This window comes from Streptomyces sp. LMG1-1-1.1 (assembly GCF_040815545.1).
In the GTDB taxonomy this organism is placed as follows: Bacteria; Actinomycetota; Actinomycetes; order Streptomycetales; family Streptomycetaceae; genus Streptomyces.
Window position 1 is genome coordinate 43,961 of the sequence record NZ_JBFPNH010000026.1, and the last position, 18,795, is coordinate 62,755.

The 18,795-nt window shown below is 73.5% G+C and carries 18 protein-coding genes; 7 read left to right on the forward strand and 11 right to left on the reverse strand.

The annotated features are described in order from the left end of the window. Positions 1-72: 72 nt before the first annotated feature. Both mqnE and MRBLMG1_RS15315 read right to left on the reverse strand, forming a co-directional pair. Positions 73-1,236 (reverse strand): aminofutalosine synthase MqnE, encoded by a 1,164-nt coding sequence (gene mqnE / locus MRBLMG1_RS15310; RefSeq protein WP_367824550.1) that lies wholly within the window; start codon positions 1,234-1,236, stop codon positions 73-75. Positions 1,237-1,284: 48 nt separating this feature from the next. Beyond that, positions 1,285-1,740, reverse strand: coding sequence for an Lrp/AsnC family transcriptional regulator (locus tag MRBLMG1_RS15315; protein ID WP_128976305.1), 456 nt, complete (start codon positions 1,738-1,740; stop codon positions 1,285-1,287). A gap of 112 nt (positions 1,741-1,852) precedes the next feature. Here MRBLMG1_RS15315 and MRBLMG1_RS15320 point away from each other — a divergent pair, with 112 nt between their 5' ends. Continuing rightward, a complete protein-coding gene (locus MRBLMG1_RS15320; protein WP_367824551.1) occupies positions 1,853-1,990 on the forward strand; it encodes a hypothetical protein in 138 nt (45 codons plus the stop codon). A gap of 17 nt (positions 1,991-2,007) precedes the next feature. Here MRBLMG1_RS15320 and MRBLMG1_RS15325 read toward each other — a convergent pair whose 3' ends face one another. Together MRBLMG1_RS15325 and MRBLMG1_RS15330 are read right to left on the reverse strand one after the other, a co-directional pair. Beyond that, positions 2,008-2,697, reverse strand: a complete 690-nt coding sequence (locus MRBLMG1_RS15325; protein WP_367824552.1) for a UbiX family flavin prenyltransferase — start codon at positions 2,695-2,697, stop codon at positions 2,008-2,010. A gap of 128 nt (positions 2,698-2,825) precedes the next feature. Then, the gene (locus tag MRBLMG1_RS15330; protein WP_367824553.1) at positions 2,826-4,061 is read right to left on the reverse strand and encodes an ATP-grasp domain-containing protein; all 1,236 of its coding nucleotides are present in this window, start codon (positions 4,059-4,061) and stop codon (positions 2,826-2,828) included. Positions 4,062-4,289: 228 nt separating this feature from the next. Between MRBLMG1_RS15330 and MRBLMG1_RS15335 the strand changes: the two genes are divergently transcribed. From MRBLMG1_RS15335 to MRBLMG1_RS15355, 5 genes are read left to right on the forward strand one after another with little or no spacing between them, the layout of a single operon-like run. Beyond that, positions 4,290-5,216, forward strand: a complete 927-nt coding sequence (locus tag MRBLMG1_RS15335; protein WP_367824554.1) for a phosphotransferase family protein — start codon at positions 4,290-4,292, stop codon at positions 5,214-5,216. Further along, positions 5,213-7,063 (forward strand): glycosyltransferase, encoded by a 1,851-nt coding sequence (locus MRBLMG1_RS15340; RefSeq protein ID WP_367824555.1) that lies wholly within the window; start codon positions 5,213-5,215, stop codon positions 7,061-7,063. The genes MRBLMG1_RS15335 and MRBLMG1_RS15340 overlap by 4 nt, the downstream gene beginning before the upstream one ends. Before the next feature lie 34 nt (positions 7,064-7,097). After that, positions 7,098-7,514, forward strand: coding sequence for a hypothetical protein (locus tag MRBLMG1_RS15345; protein ID WP_367824556.1), 417 nt, complete (start codon positions 7,098-7,100; stop codon positions 7,512-7,514). Then, positions 7,514-8,758, forward strand: coding sequence for an FAD-dependent oxidoreductase (locus tag MRBLMG1_RS15350; RefSeq protein ID WP_367824557.1), 1,245 nt, complete (start codon positions 7,514-7,516; stop codon positions 8,756-8,758). The genes MRBLMG1_RS15345 and MRBLMG1_RS15350 overlap by 1 nt, the downstream gene beginning before the upstream one ends. Beyond that, positions 8,755-9,621, forward strand: a complete 867-nt coding sequence (locus MRBLMG1_RS15355) for a glycoside hydrolase family 16 protein (RefSeq protein ID WP_367824558.1) — start codon at positions 8,755-8,757, stop codon at positions 9,619-9,621. The genes MRBLMG1_RS15350 and MRBLMG1_RS15355 overlap by 4 nt, the downstream gene beginning before the upstream one ends. Before the next feature lie 39 nt (positions 9,622-9,660). Here MRBLMG1_RS15355 and MRBLMG1_RS15360 read toward each other — a convergent pair whose 3' ends face one another. The 5 genes from MRBLMG1_RS15360 to MRBLMG1_RS15380 form a co-directional block, all read right to left on the reverse strand. Further along, positions 9,661-10,593: a polysaccharide deacetylase family protein gene (locus MRBLMG1_RS15360; protein WP_367824559.1), complete on the reverse strand. Its 933-nt coding sequence runs from the start codon at positions 10,591-10,593 to the stop codon at positions 9,661-9,663. 128 nt (positions 10,594-10,721) lie between these two features. Further along, positions 10,722-11,720, reverse strand: a complete 999-nt coding sequence (locus tag MRBLMG1_RS15365; RefSeq protein ID WP_367824560.1) for a glycosyltransferase family 2 protein — start codon at positions 11,718-11,720, stop codon at positions 10,722-10,724. After that, positions 11,717-13,102: a lipopolysaccharide biosynthesis protein gene (locus MRBLMG1_RS15370; protein ID WP_367824561.1), complete on the reverse strand. Its 1,386-nt coding sequence runs from the start codon at positions 13,100-13,102 to the stop codon at positions 11,717-11,719. The genes MRBLMG1_RS15365 and MRBLMG1_RS15370 overlap by 4 nt, the downstream gene beginning before the upstream one ends. Positions 13,103-13,131: 29 nt before the next feature. Next, positions 13,132-14,667: a glycosyltransferase gene (locus tag MRBLMG1_RS15375; protein WP_367824562.1), complete on the reverse strand. Its 1,536-nt coding sequence runs from the start codon at positions 14,665-14,667 to the stop codon at positions 13,132-13,134. Next, positions 14,664-15,488 carry a glycosyltransferase family 2 protein gene (locus tag MRBLMG1_RS15380; protein ID WP_367824563.1) on the reverse strand — a complete coding sequence of 275 codons (825 nt, stop codon included), beginning with the start codon at positions 15,486-15,488 and terminating at the stop codon, positions 14,664-14,666. The genes MRBLMG1_RS15375 and MRBLMG1_RS15380 overlap by 4 nt, the downstream gene beginning before the upstream one ends. Positions 15,489-15,643: 155 nt before the next feature. On the opposite strand from MRBLMG1_RS15380, the gene MRBLMG1_RS15385 reads away from it, so the two are divergent. Continuing rightward, complete coding sequence (locus MRBLMG1_RS15385; protein ID WP_367824564.1) at positions 15,644-16,366, forward strand: TetR/AcrR family transcriptional regulator; 723 nt, start codon at positions 15,644-15,646, stop codon at positions 16,364-16,366. Positions 16,367-16,395: 29 nt separating this feature from the next. Here MRBLMG1_RS15385 and mqnP read toward each other — a convergent pair whose 3' ends face one another. Both mqnP and MRBLMG1_RS15395 read right to left on the reverse strand, forming a co-directional pair. After that, positions 16,396-17,298: a menaquinone biosynthesis prenyltransferase MqnP gene (mqnP, locus tag MRBLMG1_RS15390; protein ID WP_367824565.1), complete on the reverse strand. Its 903-nt coding sequence runs from the start codon at positions 17,296-17,298 to the stop codon at positions 16,396-16,398. Next, positions 17,295-18,752, reverse strand: coding sequence for a menaquinone biosynthesis decarboxylase (locus MRBLMG1_RS15395; protein ID WP_367824566.1), 1,458 nt, complete (start codon positions 18,750-18,752; stop codon positions 17,295-17,297). The genes mqnP and MRBLMG1_RS15395 overlap by 4 nt, the downstream gene beginning before the upstream one ends. Positions 18,753-18,795 lie beyond the last annotated feature (43 nt).

Below are 18,795 nucleotides of genomic sequence, written 5' to 3' on the forward strand. Positions count from 1 at the left end.
ATAGGGCGTACGGACGTCATACGGAGGAAGGGCCGGCGGGATTCCCGCCGGCCCTTCCTCCGTACAGCCGCGTCAGAAACGCATCGCCTGCGGGGTCTCGCGGCGGTCGGCGTCCGGGCCCGGGTACTCGCGGATGATCTCGTACCGGGTGTTCCGCTCGACCGGGCGGAAGCCGGCGTCACGGATCAGTTCGAGCAGGTCCTCGCGGCCCAGCTTGTTCGGGGTGCCGTAGTTGTCGGCGTCGTGCGTGATCTTGTACTCGACGACCGAGCCGTCCATGTCGTCGGCGCCGTGCTGGAGCGCGAGCTGCGCGGTCTGGACGCCGTGCATGACCCAGAAGACCTTGACGTGCGGCACGTTGTCGAAGAGCAGCCGGGAGACCGCGAAGGTCTTCAGGGCCTCGGCGCCGGTCGCCATCGTGGTGCGCGCCTGGAGCTTGTTGCGGACCTTGCCGTCCTGCATGTCGACGAAGTCGTGCTGGTAGCGCAGCGGGATGAAGACCTGGAAGCCGCCGGTCTCGTCCTGGAGCTCGCGCAGCCGCAGCACGTGGTCCACGCGGTGGCGCGGCTCCTCGATGTGCCCGTACAGCATGGTCGAGGGGGTCTTGAGCCCCTTCTCGTGGGCGAGCCGGTGGATCCGGGACCAGTCCTCCCAGTGGGTGCGGTGGTCCACGATGTGCTGCCGGACCTCCCAGTCGAAGATCTCGGCGCCGCCGCCGGTCAGGGACTCGAGACCGGCCTCGATCAGCTCGTCGAGGATGTCGGAGGCCGACATCCCGGAGATCGTCTCGAAGTGGTGGATCTCGGTGGCCGTGAACGCCTTGAGGGAGACGTTCGGCAGGGCCTTCTTGAGCTCGGAGAGCGAGCGCGGGTAGTAGCGCCAGGGCAGGTTGGGGTGCAGCCCGTTGACGATGTGGAGCTCGGTGAGGTTGTCGTTCTCCATCGCCTTCGCGAGGCGCACGGCCTCCTCGATGCGCATGGTGTACGCGTCCTTCTCACCCGGCTTGCGCTGGAAGGAACAGTAGGCGCAGGAGGCGGTGCAGACGTTGGTCATGTTCAGATGCCGGTTGACATTGAAGTGGACCACGTCGCCGTTCTTGCGGGTCCTGACCTCGTGGGCCAGACCGCCGAGCCAGGCGAGGTCGTCGGACTCGTACAGGGCGATGCCGTCCTCGCGGCTGAGCCGCTCACCGTCCCGGACCTTCTGCTCCAGCTCACGCTTGAGCCCCGCGTCCATACGGCCGCCTCCCTTTATCTCCGAAATCAAGCTCTGACCACCGTACTCTCAGGCCTCCTCAGGGAGGTCCCCGACCCGGTTCTCCCACTTCGTGGAGAGCACGATGGTGGTACGGGTGCGGGAGACGCCCTTGGTGCCGGAGAGCCGGCGGATCGTCTTCTCCAGGCCGTCGACGTCGTTGGCGCGGACCTTGAGCATGAACGAGTCGTCGCCGGCGATGAACCAGCAGTCCTCGATCTCGGCGAGGTCCTTGAGCCGGCGGGCCACGTCCTCGTGGTCGGCGGCGTCGGAGAGCGAGATGCCGATGAGGGCGGTGACGCCGAGGCCGAGCGAGGCGGCGTCGACGGTGGCCCGGTAGCCGGTGATGACTCCCGCCGCCTCAAGGCGGTTGATGCGGTCGGTGACGGAGGGGCCGGAGAGCCCCACGAGCCGGCCGAGCTCGGCGTACGAGGCACGGCCGTTCTCACGCAGGGCCTGGATGAGCTGCCTGTCCACGGCGTCCATAGGGAGGAACCTTCCATTGTCCAGCGATACCGCGAGTTTAGGTGTAGAATCTAAGGTACACAGGGGCGACACCCTGTGAATCTTTCAGCAGATCAACGACGATCTTTCAGGAGTGGTGTTCACCGTGTACACGATCGAGATGGCCTACGCACGCATGCGCGAGCTGCAGGACCTGGCCGACCGCTCGCGTGCCCACCAGCCGTCCGCCGCCTCGAAGCGCGCCGCGAAGAAGCGCGCCAAGAAGCGCTGATCAGCCGGGAGCTCCCCCTAGCTTCGCCGGGAGGTGCCCCCACCACCGAGCTCTCCCTCCCAACGGCGGTACAGCCCGTGCGGCACCCCTGCCGCGTCGAGCACCCGCCCGGCGACGAAGTCCACCAGATCCTGGATGTGCGTCGCCCCCGCGTAGAACGCCGGAGAGGCGGGCAGCACCACGGCGCCCGCCTCGTCCAGCGTCACCATGTGCTTGAGCGTCTGCCCGTTCAGTGGGGTCTCCCGCACCGCGACCACCAGCGGACGCCGCTCCTTCAGCGTCACGCTCGCGACCCGCTGCAGCAGGTCCTTCGAGAGTCCGAGCGCCACTCCCGCCACCGCGGCGGTCGAGGCCGGCACCACGAGCATCCCCTTCGCCGGGTACGAACCCGAGGACGGCCCCGCGGCCAGGTCACCGGCCGCCCAGTAGCGCACGTCGTCCAGGGAGCCCGCGACGTCGAAGGTGTCCGGCTTCCCGTCGGCGCCCCGCGCCAGCCAGGCCGCCAGGTCCTCGCGCCAGTGGGCGTCCCGGAAGGAGATCCCCGTCTCGTCGAGCAGCGTGAGCCGCGAGGCCCGCGACACGACGAGGTCGACGCTCTCCCCCGCGGCCAGCAGCCCCCTCAGTACGGCGGCGGCGTACGGCGTACCCGACGCCCCGGAAACCCCCACCACCCAGGGCCGACGACTCTTCTTCTCCTGCGACTCCACGACGCTGAGCCTATCCGGCCGACAAAAGCCAGGCCCGAGCGCGGCACACTCCGGACCCCGCCGCGGCCGCCGCCACGTCCCCGCCCCCGGCGCGGGAGCGCGCCGGGGCCCTCCCGTACCCGGACATCTCACCTGAGCGAGGCGCGTACGTCCCGGCCGACGCGGCGGGCGACGGTGCCGAGGAACCGGACCGCTTCGGCCACGGCCGGCAGCGGGTCCTCGCGGCTGAGCCAGGCGCGCTCGGTCTCCGACCCCGGCGGCGGGGCGGGCGGGCGGCGGCGCTCCTCGCGCAGCCATGCCAGGACCGACGGCAGGTCGAGCTGCCCCGCCACGAAGGTCCGCCCCTCGGCCTGCGGACCCCGGGGCACGTCACGGCCGGTCAGGTCGAGATGCAGGGCCCGTACGACGTCCACGCCGTCGACGGTCTCGAAGAGGCGGAACTGGGCGCCGGTCCGCGGGTTGAAGTCCACCAGCTTGTACCGCCCGTCGCGGCCGTCGTAACGCCAGTCGAGGTCCGCGACCCCGCAGTAGCCGGTCCGGCGGCACAGGTCCGCCGCCAGCTCCGCGAGGACGGGGTTGTCCAGGGTCACCGCCCGGGTCGTCACCCCGGCGTGCGGCGGCCAGGACCGCAGCTTCAGGCCGGTGAACACCACCCGGGGCTCGCCGCCGGCACCGCAGTACAGGTGGGTGATCCAGTCCTCGGCCCCTTCCCGCGGGATGTACTCCTGCACCAGGACCGGGGGGAGCGCGCCCGGCGGGAAGCGGTCGAGGAGGTCGCGCTCGTCGCGGACCGCGGTGGTGCTGCCGACCGCCGGGGTGCGCAGCCGGGTCCACGCGTCGCGGTTCTTGAGGACGACGGGGAAGCCCAGTTCCCGTCCCGCGTCCACGAGTTCGTCGCGGTCGGCGGGGGCCCGGCTGCGGGGGGAGCCGACGCCCAGTTCCTCGCAGAGGGCGTGCAGGCTCGCCTTTCCGGCCAGCCGTCGCGGCAGCCCCGGGGGGACCGGGGGCAGCAGGAAGTGCTCGGCGAGGGCGTCGGCGTGCTCGGCGATCAGGATCGCCGCCTCGTCGTCGGTCGGCACCGGGACGCACGGCGTGCCGACGGACCGCCCGACGGCGAGCAGGGCGGCGAGCAGCGCGTCCGGGTCCTCCAGGCCGGTGGTCGGCCGGACGAACGCGCGGCGCACGTGCCGGGACAGCGCGACCGGGGTGAGGCGGTCCTCGACGACGGCGTGCACGGTGACGCCCGCCCGGCCGAGGGTGCGCACCACGCCGAGCCCGCCGTGGTGCTGCGGGTACCTGCCGACCTTGGCGAGCAGCGCGGGCACCGCCGGGTCGAGAGGCGATCGTTCCGGCGCGCGCCTCACGGTTCTCCCTTCGCCCGCGCCCCGGTGGGAGGTACGGGCCGACGCCCCAGGCGCCTCTCTCATTGTCCCATAAGGCAGGAAAACAGGGGGTGTTCTAAAGTTGGTAGCGATATGTCCGCCTTGGGGAACGCTCTCCCGCTCAGCACGCCACGGCCCCTGGGAGCACTGGCCGACCGGACCGCGGCGCACGGCATGGTGCGCCACGCGGGGCCCTGCGAAGTGACCGTGATGCCGCGGCGCACCCTGTCCCACGCGAACCTGCTGGTCTTCACGGTGGACTGGGCGGGCACCGGCGTCGTCGTCAAGTACCCCAGGAACGACGGGGCTTGCGAGGCCCTCGCCCTGGAGTGGGACCATCTGCGCGGCCTCGCGGCCGACCGGCGCCTCGACCCGTGGCGACCGCTCCTGCCCGACGCCGTCGGCAGACGGCCGGAGGCCGGGCCGCCCCGCCGGCCCCTCGTGCAGACCCGGCTCCCCGGCGTCCCCGCCGGGCCGCTCCTCCCCGAGCACCCCCGTGACCTGCACCGCACCGTCACCGCCGCGCTCCGCCTGCTCGCCGACCTGCGGGGCGCGACGGGCCGCAGGGAGGCCGCCGCGGACCACACCGCCGACTGGGCGCACGACCAGCTGGCCGTCCTGGCCGACGAGATCGGCCGGGGCAGGCCGGGCGCCGGTTCGACGGCCCTGGACCCGCTGCGGCGGCGGCTCGACGAGGCCCTCGCCGGCGCCACCCTGACGCGGGGCCGGACGCACGGCGACTTCCACATCGGCAACCTCCTGCTCGACGAGGACCGCACCCGGATCACCGGCGTCTTCGACTGGGGCAACGCCCGCGCCGACGGCCCGGCCGAGATCGACGCGTGCACCTTCGTCCTCGCGACCCGCGAGACCCTCGGCGGCCCCCCGATGGGACGGCAGGTCGCCGAGGCCCTGCGCCGCGGCCGGCTCCCCGAAGCCGACCGCGCGCTGCTGTCCGCCCACGGCGTCGACCCGGACAGCGGCGCCGACCCGGCGGCGCTGCCGCTGCTGACCTGGCTCTGGCACGTGTCGGGAAACCTCCGCAAGGCCCGGCAGTTCGGCCGCAGCCGCCGCTGGCTGGGCGTCTCCGTCGCCCCCGTCCTGCGGGAGTGCGCCCGCGGCGCGGGAACGCCATGACGGGCGCACGGGACGGCCCCGAGGACCCCGCCGCCACCCGTGTGGGGTCCCGCCCGCCCGGGCGGGACCGGGCATCCGCGACGGCACCCACGGCCGCCGCCCCCACCCGCACCGCCGCCGTGCGCCGCTGGTCCGTACGCGCGGCGCTCCCCCTCTCGCTCGGCCTCTGGCTGCTCTCGCTGCGCTCCGTCCCCCTCGACCGCATGCGCGACCTCGGACTCCTCCAGGTCCTGCCCCCGCTGTTCTGGATCGCCGCGGCCCTGCTCACCTTCGGCTTCTGCCTCGCCCTGAGCGACCGCCGCACCCACAGCGCCTGGCTGACCGGCTACGTGTTCGGGCTGATCGCCCTGCTGCACGCCACGCCCACGCTGCTGTACCCGACCCTGCGCTACTCCTGGGCGTGGAAACACCTGGCGGTCGTCGACGCGATGCTGCGCCACGGCGGCGAGGTGCCGCACGCCGACAGGTTCTCCATCTACAACGACTGGCCGGGCTTCTTCCAGCTCAACGCCCTGTTCCTGCGGGCCACCGGGCTGGACTCCGCCGTCGGGTACGCCGCCTGGGCGCCCGCCTTCGCGAACGCCCTGCTGCTCGCCCCGCTGCTCCTGCTGTACCGGTCCGTGACCCGCGACCGGCGGCTCGTGTGGGGCGCCGTCTGGATCTTCTACAGCTGCTCGTGGGTGGGCCAGGACTACTTCGCGCCGCAGACCTTCGCCTTCCTGCTCTTCATGACCGTCATCGCCGTACTGTTCCGGCAGCTGCCGTCGTCGGCGCTCCCCCGCCCCGATCCGCGCCGGCGGGGCGGCTGGCCGCCCCCGCTCCTCGCGGGCGTCGTGGTGCTCGTCGCCGCGATCGTGGTCTCCCACCCCCTCACCCCGCTGATGCTGATCAGCGCGCTCACCGCCCTGTCGCTGCCGCGCCGCAACCGGCGGGTCGCCCTGCCGGTCCTCACCGCCGCGGTCGCCCTCACGGCCCTCTGGGACGCCACCGTGGCCCGGTCGTACATCTCCGTCCACATCACGAACCTCGTACGGTCCCTCGTCCAGCCCGACGAGAACGTCGCCTCGGGACTCGCCTCGACGGGCAACGCCGCTCCGGGGCAGATCCTGCTGTCCTGGATCGACCGCGGGCTGTCCGCCGCGGTCATCGTGCTGGCCGTGGCCGCGTTCGTCGTCCGCCCCTGGACCCGGCGCACCGGACTGCCCCTGCTGGCCGTGGCGCCGATCCCGCTGCTCGCCGCCAACGCCTACGGCGGCGAGATGCTCTTCCGGGCCTACCTCTTCACCCTGCCCTCCGCCGCGTTCCTGGTGGGCGCGCTGCTGCTGCCGTCCGGAGCCCGGCAGCGCGCCTCGCGCCCGCTCGTCGTCTACCCCCTGTTCCTGGCCCTGCTCGGCGGCCTGGTCTTCGGCTACTACGGCAAGGAGGCCGTGAACCGGTACACGCCCGGCGAGGTCGCCGCCGCACGCTACGTCACCGACCACGCCCCACCGGGCTCGACGATCGTCACGCTCACCTCCGACGTCCCCGGCCTCGACATGGGCTACGAGCAGCACCGCAGGATCCAGCTGGCCCACCAGAGCACCAAGGACACCGAACGCCTCGTGCGGCACCCGCTGGCCGGGGTGACCGCGTTCCTGTACGGCGCCACCGAGAAGCAGCCCGCGTACGTCGTGCTGAGCCGGGCCCAGGACATGAACGGCTACCTCACCGGGACGCTGCCCGCCGACACGTCCCAGCGGATGCGGGCCGCGATGGCGGCAGCACCGGGCTTCACCCTCGTCTACGCCGACGAGGACGCCGTGGTCTACCGCTACGTGACCCCGCCACCCGGCGGAGGCACCCCGTGACCCGGCACGGGCCCCCGGTCCCGAGGAGGCAGCCGTGACCGCGGCCCCGACGCTCCCCCGCCTGGGACTCGCCGCCTCGGGGTGGCTCGCGCTCCTCGCCACCCTGCTGCCGGAGGCGTCGCCGCTGCGGGTGGCGACCGTGACCGTGTTCCTGCTGGTCTGCCCCGGCCTCGCGGCCGTCCTCGCGCTGCGTCCCGCCGCCGCGCGCGGCATGCCCCGGTACGCGGTCCTCGAGGCCGCCCTGCTCAGTCTCGTGCTCGGCCTCGCGATGGCCACGCTCGCGGCCGTGGGGCTCTTCCTCGGCGGCGTCTTCACCGCCACCCGGGGCCTGCTCGTGCTCGCCGTGCTGACGTCCGTCCTCGCGCTGCTGCCCCGCCGCCACGGCGAGCGGGAACAGGCCGGCGAGGTGCAGTCTGGTGGAGGGGAAAGCGGGGGGAGAGGAGGTCCGTGATGGTCCCGGAGCCTGGCAGCACCGGCCGCGGCCGGCTTCCCGTCGTGGTCGTCGGAGCAGGTCCGTACGGGCTCGCCACCGCCGCCTGGCTGCGAGCCGCCGGCGTGACGACCCGTGTCTTCGGCGAGCCGATGGAGAGCTGGCGGGCCCACATGCCCGACGGCATGTACCTCAAGTCCGTCCCGAACGCCTCGTCGATCTCCACCCCCGACGGGGGCCACCGGTTCGCGGACTTCCGCACCGCCCACGACAGACGGCCGGTGGGCGACACGTATCCGATCCCGGTCGACGAGTTCATCGCGTACGGCGAGTGGTTCCAGGAGCACCGGGTGCCGGAGGTCGAGCGGACGGCCGTGCGGGACGTGCGGGCCGCGGACGGCGGGTTCGGGGTCACCCTGGACTCCGGCGAGGAGATCACCGCGGGCTCCGTGGTGGTCGCCAGCGGTCTCGTGCCGTACGCGTACCGTCCTCCCGGCCTCGCCCCGCTCTTCCCGGCGGGCCTCGCGTCCCACCCCTGCGACCACGCCGACCTCTCCACGTTCGCCGGCCGCCGGGTCGCGGTCGTCGGCGCGGGCCAGTCCGCGCTGGAGAGCGCCGCGCTGCTGTACGAGGCGGGCGCCCATCCCACGGTCATCGCCCGCACCGGGTCCCTCCTGTTCGGCGTGCCCCCGGAGACGGACCGGCCGGAGTCCCGCTCCCGGGCGACCCGACTGCTCAAACCGGCGTCCCCGCTGGGCCCCGGCTGGTCCCACGCCGCCGTCAGCCGCGGCGCGGGCGCCTACCGCCGGCTGCCGCTCCCGGTGCGCGACCACTTCCTGAAGACCGTGCTCGGCCCGTCGGGCGCCTGGTGGCTGCGGAACCGGGTGGACGGCCGCTTCCCCGTGATGTGCGGGCACCGGGTGGCCTCGGCACGGCAGGCGAACGGCGACGGGACGCTCCGTCTAGAGGTCGCCGACACGGCCGGCGGGACGGAGCTCGTGGACACCGACCACATCCTCACGGCCACGGGCTACCGCGTGAACGTGGACCGGCTCTCCCTCCTGGAGCCGACCCTGCGTCAGGCGGTCCGCACCCTGCCCGGCGGCGCGCCGGTGCTGTCGGCGGGCTTCGAGTCGTCCGTACCCGGCCTGTACTTCACCAGCCTGGCCGCGGCCCCCACGTTCGGCCCCGTCCTGCGCTTCGTCTGCGGTACGGACTTCGCCGCCCGCCGGGTGGCGGGATCGGTCGCGGGCGGACCGCGGTGACCCGAAGCGGCACCCGCCGGTCCCGGGGGCGGCCGGCGGCGCTGACGCTGGCCACCGCCCTCCTCGCGCTCACCGCCTGCGGCGGCCCGGCCGGCGGCGACGAACCGCCGCCCCCGCCCACCACCGCCGTCTCCGGCCCCGCGACGCCGGGACCGTGGCGGGTCGTCCTCGACGACGAGTTCGACGGCTCGACCCTGGACTCCGCCCTCTGGGCCACCTGCTACGACTGGAACAAGGACGGCTGCACCATCAGCAGCAACGACGAGTCCGAGTGGTACCTGCCGAGCCAGGTCTCGGTGAGCGACGGCCGTCTCACCCTCACCGCCCAGCGCCGCGCCACGCGCGGGAGCGACCACAAGACCTACCCCTGGCGGTCCGGCATGATCTCCACCGGACGCGACCAGTGGTACGGCGAACCCCGCCGCACCTTCACCTACGGCTACTTCGAGGCCTCGATCCGCATCCCGGCCGAAGCCGGCATGTTCCCCGCGTTCTGGATGATGCCCGCCTCCCGCTTCACCCCGCCGGAGATCGACATCATGGAGTTCCTCGACTCCACGACCCGGGTCAGCATGTACGTCCACTGGCGCGAGCCCGGCGGCGAGCGGGCCCGCCAGCGCGGCACCTACGGGCCCTCCGACTTCGCCGGACGCTTCCACGTGTTCGGCCTCCTCTGGGAGCCCGACGCCCTCGTCTGGTACGTCGACGGCGTCGAACGCTTCCGCGTGACCGACCCCGACCGGATCCCGGACGTCCCCATGGAGGTGCTGATCAACCTGGCCGTCGGCGTGCCCAAGGAACCGCCCGCCGGCGTGGACCGGGCCCGCATGCAGGTGGACTGGGTACGGGTCTGGCAGAAGTGAGTCGGCGTCAGAGCGTTTCCGCACGCTGGACGGTCGACGTCAGGGCAGCGCCTTGTACGGCACGTTCAGCCGCTCTCTCGTCCGCCGGTACGCCCGCCAGCCCCGGGTCCTGACCCCCTCGGGGAACGGCGCGACCGGCGCCCCGGCGCCGCTCGTCCACTCCCGGAACCGCTCCCGGCCCATGTCGGCCCGCACCATCAGCCGGGCGATGCGCCAGGGATCGTCACCCACCGAACTGAACGCGTCGCGCACCGCCGCCGCCGACGTCCACCCGGCCGCCCGCACCTGCGCGCGCACCGCGCGGCTCGAATACCCGTGCGGGTACGCGAAGGCGGTCACCGGATGCCCCAGCACGTCCTCCAACTCCCGCACGCACCCCGCCACTTCCTCCCGCAGCCGACCGGCCCTAAGGACGTCGAGCTGCGGATGCGTCCGGGTGTGCCCGCCGATCTCCACCCCGGCCGCGTCGAGTTCCGCGAGCTGGCCCCGGCTCAGCATCCGCGACCCCGGCGGGAACGGTCCGCCCGCCGCGCCGCCGACCGGACCACCGGTGGTGACGTACAGCGTCGCGGGCATCCCCCACCGTACGAGCAGCGGCAGCACGGTCGCCCGGAAGTCCGCGAACCCGTCGTCGAACGTCAGCACCGCCGCCCGCTCGGGCAGCGGCGCCCCACCCCGCTGCGCGGCCACCAGCGCCCGCAGCGGCACGATCCGCAGACCGCTGTCCGCGATCATGCCCAGCTGCTCGGCGAACGTCCGCGGGCTGACCGTGAACGGCGCGATCCACGACGGCGGATCGACCGCCACCGAGTGGTAGAGGAACACCGGCACGGCGGCCCCGGGCCCGTCCAGCCCGGCGGACCCCACGCCCACCACCCCCTTCCGGCGCCCCGGCACGGCGGCCACGGGCCCCTCCCGGCCGCCCGGCACGGCGGCCACCCGTCCCCCCGGGCCGCCCGACATGGCGGTCATACGGCCTTCCCCGTCCCCCGGCACAGCGGTCACAGGGCCCTCCCCGCCACCCGGCACAGGAGTCACACGGCGCTCCCCGCCACCCGGTCCGGCGGGCGCACGCCCCGTCCTGTCGCCCGGTGCCGTGTTCACGGCCGCCCCCTGCCCGCCGCGGCCGGCCGGGGTGCCGAAGGCCGCGACTCCGGGAGGGCGGTCGGCCGGGGGGAGGGAGCGGGGCGGTGGGCGCGGCCCACCGCGTAGCCGGCGACGGTGGCCCCGACGCCGCCGGCGAGGGCGCCGGCCGTGCGGAGGCCGGCCGGACGGCCGGGCCGCAGGGCGCGGGCGAAGGCCCGGGGAATGGTCGAGCGGAGGTAGGCGCGTTCGCTGGAGAGGGCGGTGCGGGTGCCGCCGAGCCGGGCGACCTGCGCCTTGGAGAGGCCTTCCGCGTAGCAGCGGGAGACGAAGTACGCCCAGCCGGCGCGGGCGGCGGGCACCCGGTGGCGGACGGCGGCGGCGGGCTCGTGGAGCAGGACGGCGCCGGGGCGGCGGGCCGCGATGCGCAGGCAGAGCTCGGTCTCCTCGCAGCCCAGCGGCCGGGTGCCGACGCGGCCGAGGTCGGCGCGGAAGCCTCCGGCGGCGACGACCTCGGCGCGCCGGAAGGACATGTTGGCGCCGATGAAGTTGCGTACGGGCGCGAGGTGCCGGGGCAGGCCCCGGTACGAGCAGCCGACGACCCAGTCGAACTCGGGCGGGAACCACGCCGGCCGCCGGGTCGCCCACCATGGCCGGACGAGGCCGCCGACGCCCGCGACGTCGGGGTCGGCGTACCGGGCGAGGAGCCCCTCGGACCAGTCCGGCTCGGCGGCCGCGTCGTCGTCGAGGAAGGCGACGACCTCGCAACGGGCGGCTTCGACGCCGGTGTTGCGGCCGTCCGACAGGCCCTGGCGGCCGGTGTTCGCGAGGACCCGTACCCCGGTGAAGGCGGTGGTCGCCCGCTCGTACAGCTCGGGGCAGTGGTCGACGACGAGGACGATCTCGTCGACGGGGTGCCGCTGGGCGCGCAGCGACCCGATGGCCGCCCGCAGGTCGTCCCACCGGTCGAGGGTGTAGGCGCAGACGACGACGGTCACGCTCGGCAGGGTGTTCACGAGGACCTCCCGGGTGCTGCCGTGAGCCAGCGGGAACGCCAGATCAGCAGGGGGGCGGCGAGCAGGGACATCGTCACCAGCCAGGCGACGCCGGCCCCGGTGATCCCCATGACCGGCAGCAGCAGCTTGGTGAGCCCGAGTACGAGCACGCACATCGCGATCTGCAGGCCGACCGCCCAGCGCAGCCGCCGCCGGGCCCGCGCCAGGTCGATGGCGATGCTGACGACGATGTTCGGCAGCGCGGAAAGGGCCAGGAGCCGCAGCAGCGTGGTCCCGTGCTCGGCGTACTCGGCCCCGAACACGTACAGGATCTGCGGTGCGAGCGCCACGACGAGGAAGACCGCGGACCCGAGCAGCAGCGCCGTGTGCCGCAGCACCTTCACCGCGTGCTCGACCAGCCGCCCGGGGCTCCGCACGGCCTCCACGACCAGCGAGCTGCCCAGGTTGCGGGCCACCAGGTACAGCACGTACCCGACGATCCACGCCAGGGAGAAGTACGCGCTCTGCTCGGCCCCCAGCCCGTTCAGGACGATCAGCGGGACCAGCGTGTACGCGGCCATCCGGAACAGCGAGCCGAGGTAGTCGGCGGACGCGTACCGCAGCGCCCCGGTCGGGCGCTCCGCCGCCGTCGACGACCGCACGTGCTGCGGCACCGCCCTGCGCAGCAGGACGAAGTTGGTGAGGAGGAGCGACACCGCCAGTGCTCCCGCCCAGGACAGCAGGATGCCGGAGTGCAGGGCCAGCGCCGCGCCCACGCCGAGCAGGCCGATCTTCACGCACGCGAAGACCACGTTCTCGGCCACCACCCATCCGGGCCGCCGCACCGCCGTCAGCGCGCCGTCCTGCATCACGAACACCGCGTATCCGGCGGTGGCCGCGACGAAGCAGCCGGCGGTCACCGGCGTCAGCAGGAAGTCCAGTTCGGGGGCGACGACGGGCACCAGCATCAGGAACCCGAGGGCGGCGAGCGTGCTGACGGCCGTGCTCACCGCGTAACAGGTGAGGATCATGCGACGGGTGTGGTGCCCGGCCGAGGGCACGAACCGGACCAGGAAGTCGGCCAGGTTGAGCTGCCCCACGCCCGCGAGCAGCAGCGTCACGGACAGCGCGGAGTAACTGAGGCCCACCAACTTGTCGTCGTACCAGTGCGCGGCCATGACCCAGAAGAGGGACCCCAGGCCGGCGCTCACGAGCGAACTCACCGCGAGGAGGTGCCCGTTGCGAAGGAGCGGGTCCCGGGAGAGCAGCACCCGGACGCCCGACCGCAGCACCGCCTCGAACGACCGCCGCCCTTGGGGAGCGGGCCCCTCCCCTCCGGCCGCCTGCGATGTCCCCACGTGCCGCGGGGCCTGGGTGGTGCGGGTGGCACGGAACGCGGACACCGAGGGTCCCCGCCGTGACGGCTGCCCGGTCATCTTGCTCCGCCCCGCCTCCGTGTGCCGGGGTGGGCGGGGACGCCGCGGGCACCCCGCCTCCGTGTCCCGGGGTGGGCGCGGACGCCGCGGGCGCGACCACCGGAGCCGAAAAGCCAGAGGGCGGGGGCGGGGGCGCTCCGGCCGTGTCCGGCCCGTCGGCGCAGCCGCCGCTCCTCACGCCTGCTGCGCAGGTAGCCGAACGGCCCGTAGAGCAGGCCGCGCAGCTCCAGCCGGGCGATCCGGGACGAGGCGACCTCCGTGGCCGTGTCGAGTGGTCCGGTGTCGATCCCGGTGTCGACTCCGGCTCGTCCCCGGCTCCTGGCCAGCGCGTACCGCACGCCGCCGGGAAGTCGGCGCAGCAGCGCGGGCAGCATGCGCGGTTCGTGGACGAGTGCCCCGGCCAGGTAGGCGCCGAAGCCCGCGCCGTAGCCGAACGCCTGCGCTTCGAGCGCCTCGGGGGTGCGCCGGTGCCGGTGCCAGACGATGGCGCCCGGCTCGTAGGCGAGGGAACGGCCCCGGGCCAGCACCCGGAAGAACGACAGCAGGTCGTCACCGCCGTGCGCGGGCGTGCCCACTCCGGTGGCGGGGTCGAAACCGCCGAGTTCGCGCAGCAGGTCCGTACGGAAGGCCATGTTCGCGCCGGACCCGAACCGGCCCGCCGTGAACGGGAACAGCGGGTCCTCCGGCGGCGCGCGCAGCGACCAGGTCCGCGGGGCGTACCCCTTCGCGAACGCGCCGTGCCGCTCCAGCGCGACCTGCGCCTCGGTGTCCAGCTCGGCGGGGACGATGAGGCCGGTGACGCAGCCGGTACGGGCGTCGGCGAGGAAGGGCGCGGCGAGCGCGGTCAGCCATCCGGGGTCGACGAGCGTGTCGTCGTCCGTGAAGGCGGCGATGCGGCCCCGGGCCGCGGCCAGGCCCCGGTTGTGCGCCCGGGCGAGGCCGGGCACCGGCTCGCGCAGGTAGCGGACGACGGGCCGCCGCTTCCGTGCGGTCCCGCGGCGGTCCCGGAGCCGACCGTACTCCCGCCTGATCAACTTCTCGGTGGACGCGTCCGACGGGGCGTTGTCCACCACGATGACCTCGAACCGCGGGTACGCGAGCGCCAGCAGCGAGTCCAGGCAGTCCCTGAGCATCCCGGCGCGGTTCCGCGTCGCGACGATCACGCTGATCTCCGGAGCCTGGGCGACGGCGGGCCCGGAACGGAGGCCCGGAGCCGAGACGCCCGCGGAGGCACCCTCTGCGCCTCGAGCCATGGCGACCGCGGCAGCACCTCCGGCGCCGCCCGGAGCCTCCTCCGCGACCGGGAACTCCCTCAGTGCCGTGTCAGCGAGCGCCTGCCACAGTTCCCCGGGGCCGTGTCCGGACGCCTCGGCCATCCCCAGGGGGCGGCCGTGCAGCCGTACGAGGCCCAGTGCGCGGCCCGACGGCCCGATCCGTACCCGGCCGCCGGGGCGCCGGAAGGCTCCCGGCTCGGCGAGGTCGATCTCGACGACGGGCATCGGGACGGACGGACCGGGCGGGGCCGGGGTCACGGCGTGCTCCGCTCCCGCGGGGCGGGCGCCTTCGCGCCGGGTCGCTCGGACAGGAGGGTGCGGAGCACGCGCCGCCCGTCGGAGATCGCGTGCAGGTTGGAGCGTCCGTTGCGCCGGGGGAGTTCGAGGCTCGGGACCTCGGCGATCCGGAGTCCGGAGCGCAGGGCGTGCACGACCATCTCGGTCTCGATCTCGAAGCCGGTGGCGTGCAGGTCGAGCTGGTCGAGGAAGGTGCGGCGGAAGGCGCAGAAGCCGTAGCAGAGGTCGGTGAGCGTGGCGTCGTAGAGCCGGTTCACGAGGGCGAGCAGGGCGTGGTTGCCGAGCCGGCGGAAGCGGGTGATGTCGAGGGAGCCGCCGCCTTCGACGAAACGGGAGCCCTTGACGAAGTCGTACCCGTTCTCCAGGAAGTGCACGAAGTGCGGGATCTCGGCGGGGGACATGCTGCCGTCGGCGTCCATCATCACGATGTAGTCGCCGCGCGCCGCGAGGAAGCCGGTGCGCAGCGCGTTCCCCTTGCCCTTCCCGCTCTGCGGGATGCTGCGGACCGCGGGCAGGATCTGGGTCGCCACGCGGACCGTGGCGTCGTAGGAGTCGCCGTCGATCAGGAGGACTTCGCCGACGCAGTCCGGGATCTGTTCGAACACCCAGGGGATGTTGCGCGCCTCGTTGAGCGCCGGGACGACCAGGCTCACCGCGAGCCGGGTCGGCGCCCTGTCCTCGGCGCGCCGCATCGGGTGCGGCGGCGGGTCGGTGGAGCGGCGGATGGGGTGGTCCTCGGGCCGGGAGCCGGTGCTCTGCGGCAGGGTCGGGTAAGTGGTCATGATGGCTCCGGGTCGAATCGGTGCACGGTCGTGCCGTGCTGCGGAGGCCGTCCGCCGGACGTGGCGCCCGGCGGGTTCCCCCTGCCGATGGCGCCGTACGTTTACGACGTATATGTACACTTTATCCCTGGATGTTCAGCGGTCAAGGCGGGCACATGCCGATCGAGAAGGACCCCGCGCGGGGGCGGCGGGCACCGGCCCGCCGCGCCGGCGACCACGGCCGCTACGGCCGGCTGAGCCGGGAGCGCGTGCTGGCCACCGCCCTGGAACTGGTCGACCGCGAGGGACTGTCCGCCCTGAGCATGCGCAGGACCGGCGCCGAGCTCGGCGTGGAGGCCATGGCGCTGTACCGGTACGCGGCGGGGAAGGACGCGCTGCTCGACGGTCTGGTCGAGGCCCTCTACACCGAACTGGAGGAACGGCTCGCCGCCTCCCCCGAGGCACCCGAATGGCGGGACGAGCTGCACCGGATCGCCGCCGAGACCTACGGGGTCGCCCTCGCGCACCCCCACGTGGCGCCGCTCCTGGCGACCCGCATGCTGGCGGTCCCGCTGGCCCGCCGCCCGCTCGCCGTCCTCCGGGGCCACGAGCGCATCCTGGCCGTGCTCGGCCGGGCGGGCCTCGGCGAGGACGCGACCGTCATGGCCTTCCGGGCCGTCACCGGCTGGATCCTCGGCTACATCCTGGGCGACCTGCGCGCGATGGTCGACAACCCCGACGAGCCCGACCCGGCGTTCCGCCTCGGTCTCCACCGCATGCCGGCCCGCGAACTCCCCCGCCTCCGCGACGCCGCCCCGACCCTCGCCGACCACGGCGGCCCGACCGGCCTGGCCACCGGCCTGGACGCCCTCCTCGACGGCTTCACCCCGGGCCCCTGAGGCGCCGACCCCTCAGGGCCGGCCCGCCGTCAGATCGAGAGCCCCCGCACGAGCAGGTCGAGCAGCGCGCACACGAACAGACTGATCCCGATGAACCCGTTCGTCGTGAAGAAGGCACGGTTCAGCCGCGACAGGTCGTGCGGCTTGACGATCGAGTGCTCGTACCCGAAGGCCGCCACCACGATCACGAGACCGACCCAGAAGAACGTCCCGGCGTCCGTGGCCACCGCGTACCAGACGAGCAGCCCCGTCGTCACGACCGCCGACGCCCTCGCGCCCCACAGCGCCGCCGGCACCCCGAAGCGCGCCGGTACCGACATCACCCCGTGCGCCCGGTCGGCCTGCACGTCCTGACAGGCGAAGATCAGATCGAACCCGCCGATCCACACCCCCACCGCGAGCCCCAGGATCACCGCGTCCCACGACCACTCGCCGGTCACCGCGAGCCACGCCCCGATCGGCCCGATCGCCTGCGCGAGCCCGAGGATCGCGTGCGGGAAGTTCGTGAACCTCTTCCCGTACGGGTACACGACCATCGGGATCACCGCGAGCGGCGCCAGCGCCAGGCACAGCGGGTTCAGCAGCGCGGCCGCCCCGAGGAACACCACGACCGCGATCCCGGCCCCGACCCACGCCGACCGCACGGACACCGCCCCCGTGACCAGCTCACGGCCGGCCGTCCGCGGGTTCCGGGCGTCGATCTCCCGGTCGATGATCCGGTTGCAGGCCATCGCGAACGTCCGCAGCCCCACCATGCACACCGTCACCAGGAACAGCGTCCACCAGTGGATGTTCCGGTCGAGCTGGAACATCGCGGTGAGCGAGGCGATGTACGCGAAGGGCAGCGCGAACACCGAGTGCTCGATCATCACCAGCCGCAGGAACGCCTTGGTGCGCCCCGGCTGGGCGCCCGGTACAGCCGCCGTGGTCACAGCCCGTACTCCTTCCAGCGGCGGTCCACCAGGGCCGCCGTCGCCGGGTCGGACTCGACCATGTCGGGCCAGCCGCCGTCGCGGGTGTAGCCCTCCTCGGGGAGCTTCCTGGTGGCGTCGATGCCGGCCTTGCCGCCCCAGAACTGCTGGTAGGAGGCGTGGTCGAGGTGGTCGACCGGGCCTTCCACGACCGTCAGGTCGCGGGCGTAGTCGGTGTTGCCGAGGGCGCGCCAGGAGACCTCGTGGAGGTCGTGGACGTCGCAGTCCTTGTCGACGACGATGATCAGCTTCGTCAGGGACATCATGTGGGCGCCCCAGATGGCGTGCATGACCTTCTGGGCGTGCTTCGGGTACTTCTTGTCGATCGAGACGATCGCGCAGTTGTGGAAACCGCCCGACTCCGGCAGGTGGTAGTCGACGATGTCCGGCACGATGATCTTGAGCAGGGGCAGGAAGAACCGCTCCGTGGCCCGCCCCAGCGGCCCGTCCTCGGTCGGCGGCCGGCCGACGACGATCGACTGGAGCAGCGGGCGCTTGCGCATCGTGACGCAGTCGATCTTCAGCGCGGGGAACGGCTCCTGCGGCGTGTAGAAGCCGGTGTGGTCGCCGAAGGGCCCCTCCGGCAACGTCTCGCCGGGCTCCAGCCAGCCCTCGACGACGACCTCGGCGTGGGCCGGGACCTGGAGCGGGACGGTCTTGCAGTCGACCATCTCGATCCGCTTGCCCTGCACGAAGCCGGCGAACAGGTACTCGTCGATGTCGCCCGGCAGCGGAGCCGTCGAGGCGTACGTGACGGCCGGCGGGCAGCCGAACGCGATGGCGACCGGCAACCGCTCGCCCTTCGCCGCGGCCACCGCGTAGTGGTTCCGGCTGTCCTTGTGGATCTGCCAGTGCATGCCGATGGTGCGCTTGTCGTGCCGCTGGAGCCGGTAGAGGCCGAGGTTCCGCACGCCGGTCTCGGGGTGCTTGGTGTGGGTGAGCCCCAGGTTGAAGAAGGACCCGCCGTCCTTCGGCCACGTGAAGAGGGCCGGCAGCTTGTCGAGGTCGACGTCGTCGCCGGTGAGCACGACCTCCTGCACGGGGGCCGCATCGGACTTCACCTTCTTCGGCGGCACGTGGACCATCGCGCCCAGCTTCCCGAAGGCCTCGCGTACGCCGACGAAACCGTGCGGGAGCTCGGGCTTGAGCAGCCCGCCGATCTTCTCGCTGATCTCGCCGTACGACTTCAGGCCGAGCGCCTTGAGCAGCCGCCGGTCCGTCCCGAAGACGTTCATCGCGAGCGGCATGGCGGAGCCCTTGACGTTCTCGAAGAGGAGCGCCGGGCCTCCCGCCTTGTTCACGCGGTCGACGATCTCCCCGACCTCCAGGTACGGGTCGACTTCGGCCTTGATGCGCTTGAGGTCGCCTTCGCGCTCCAGGGCCCTGAGCAGCGAGCGGAGATCGTCGTAAGCCATAGGGGCCAGTATCCGCCACGGGCTACGCTTGGCTCGTCACCGG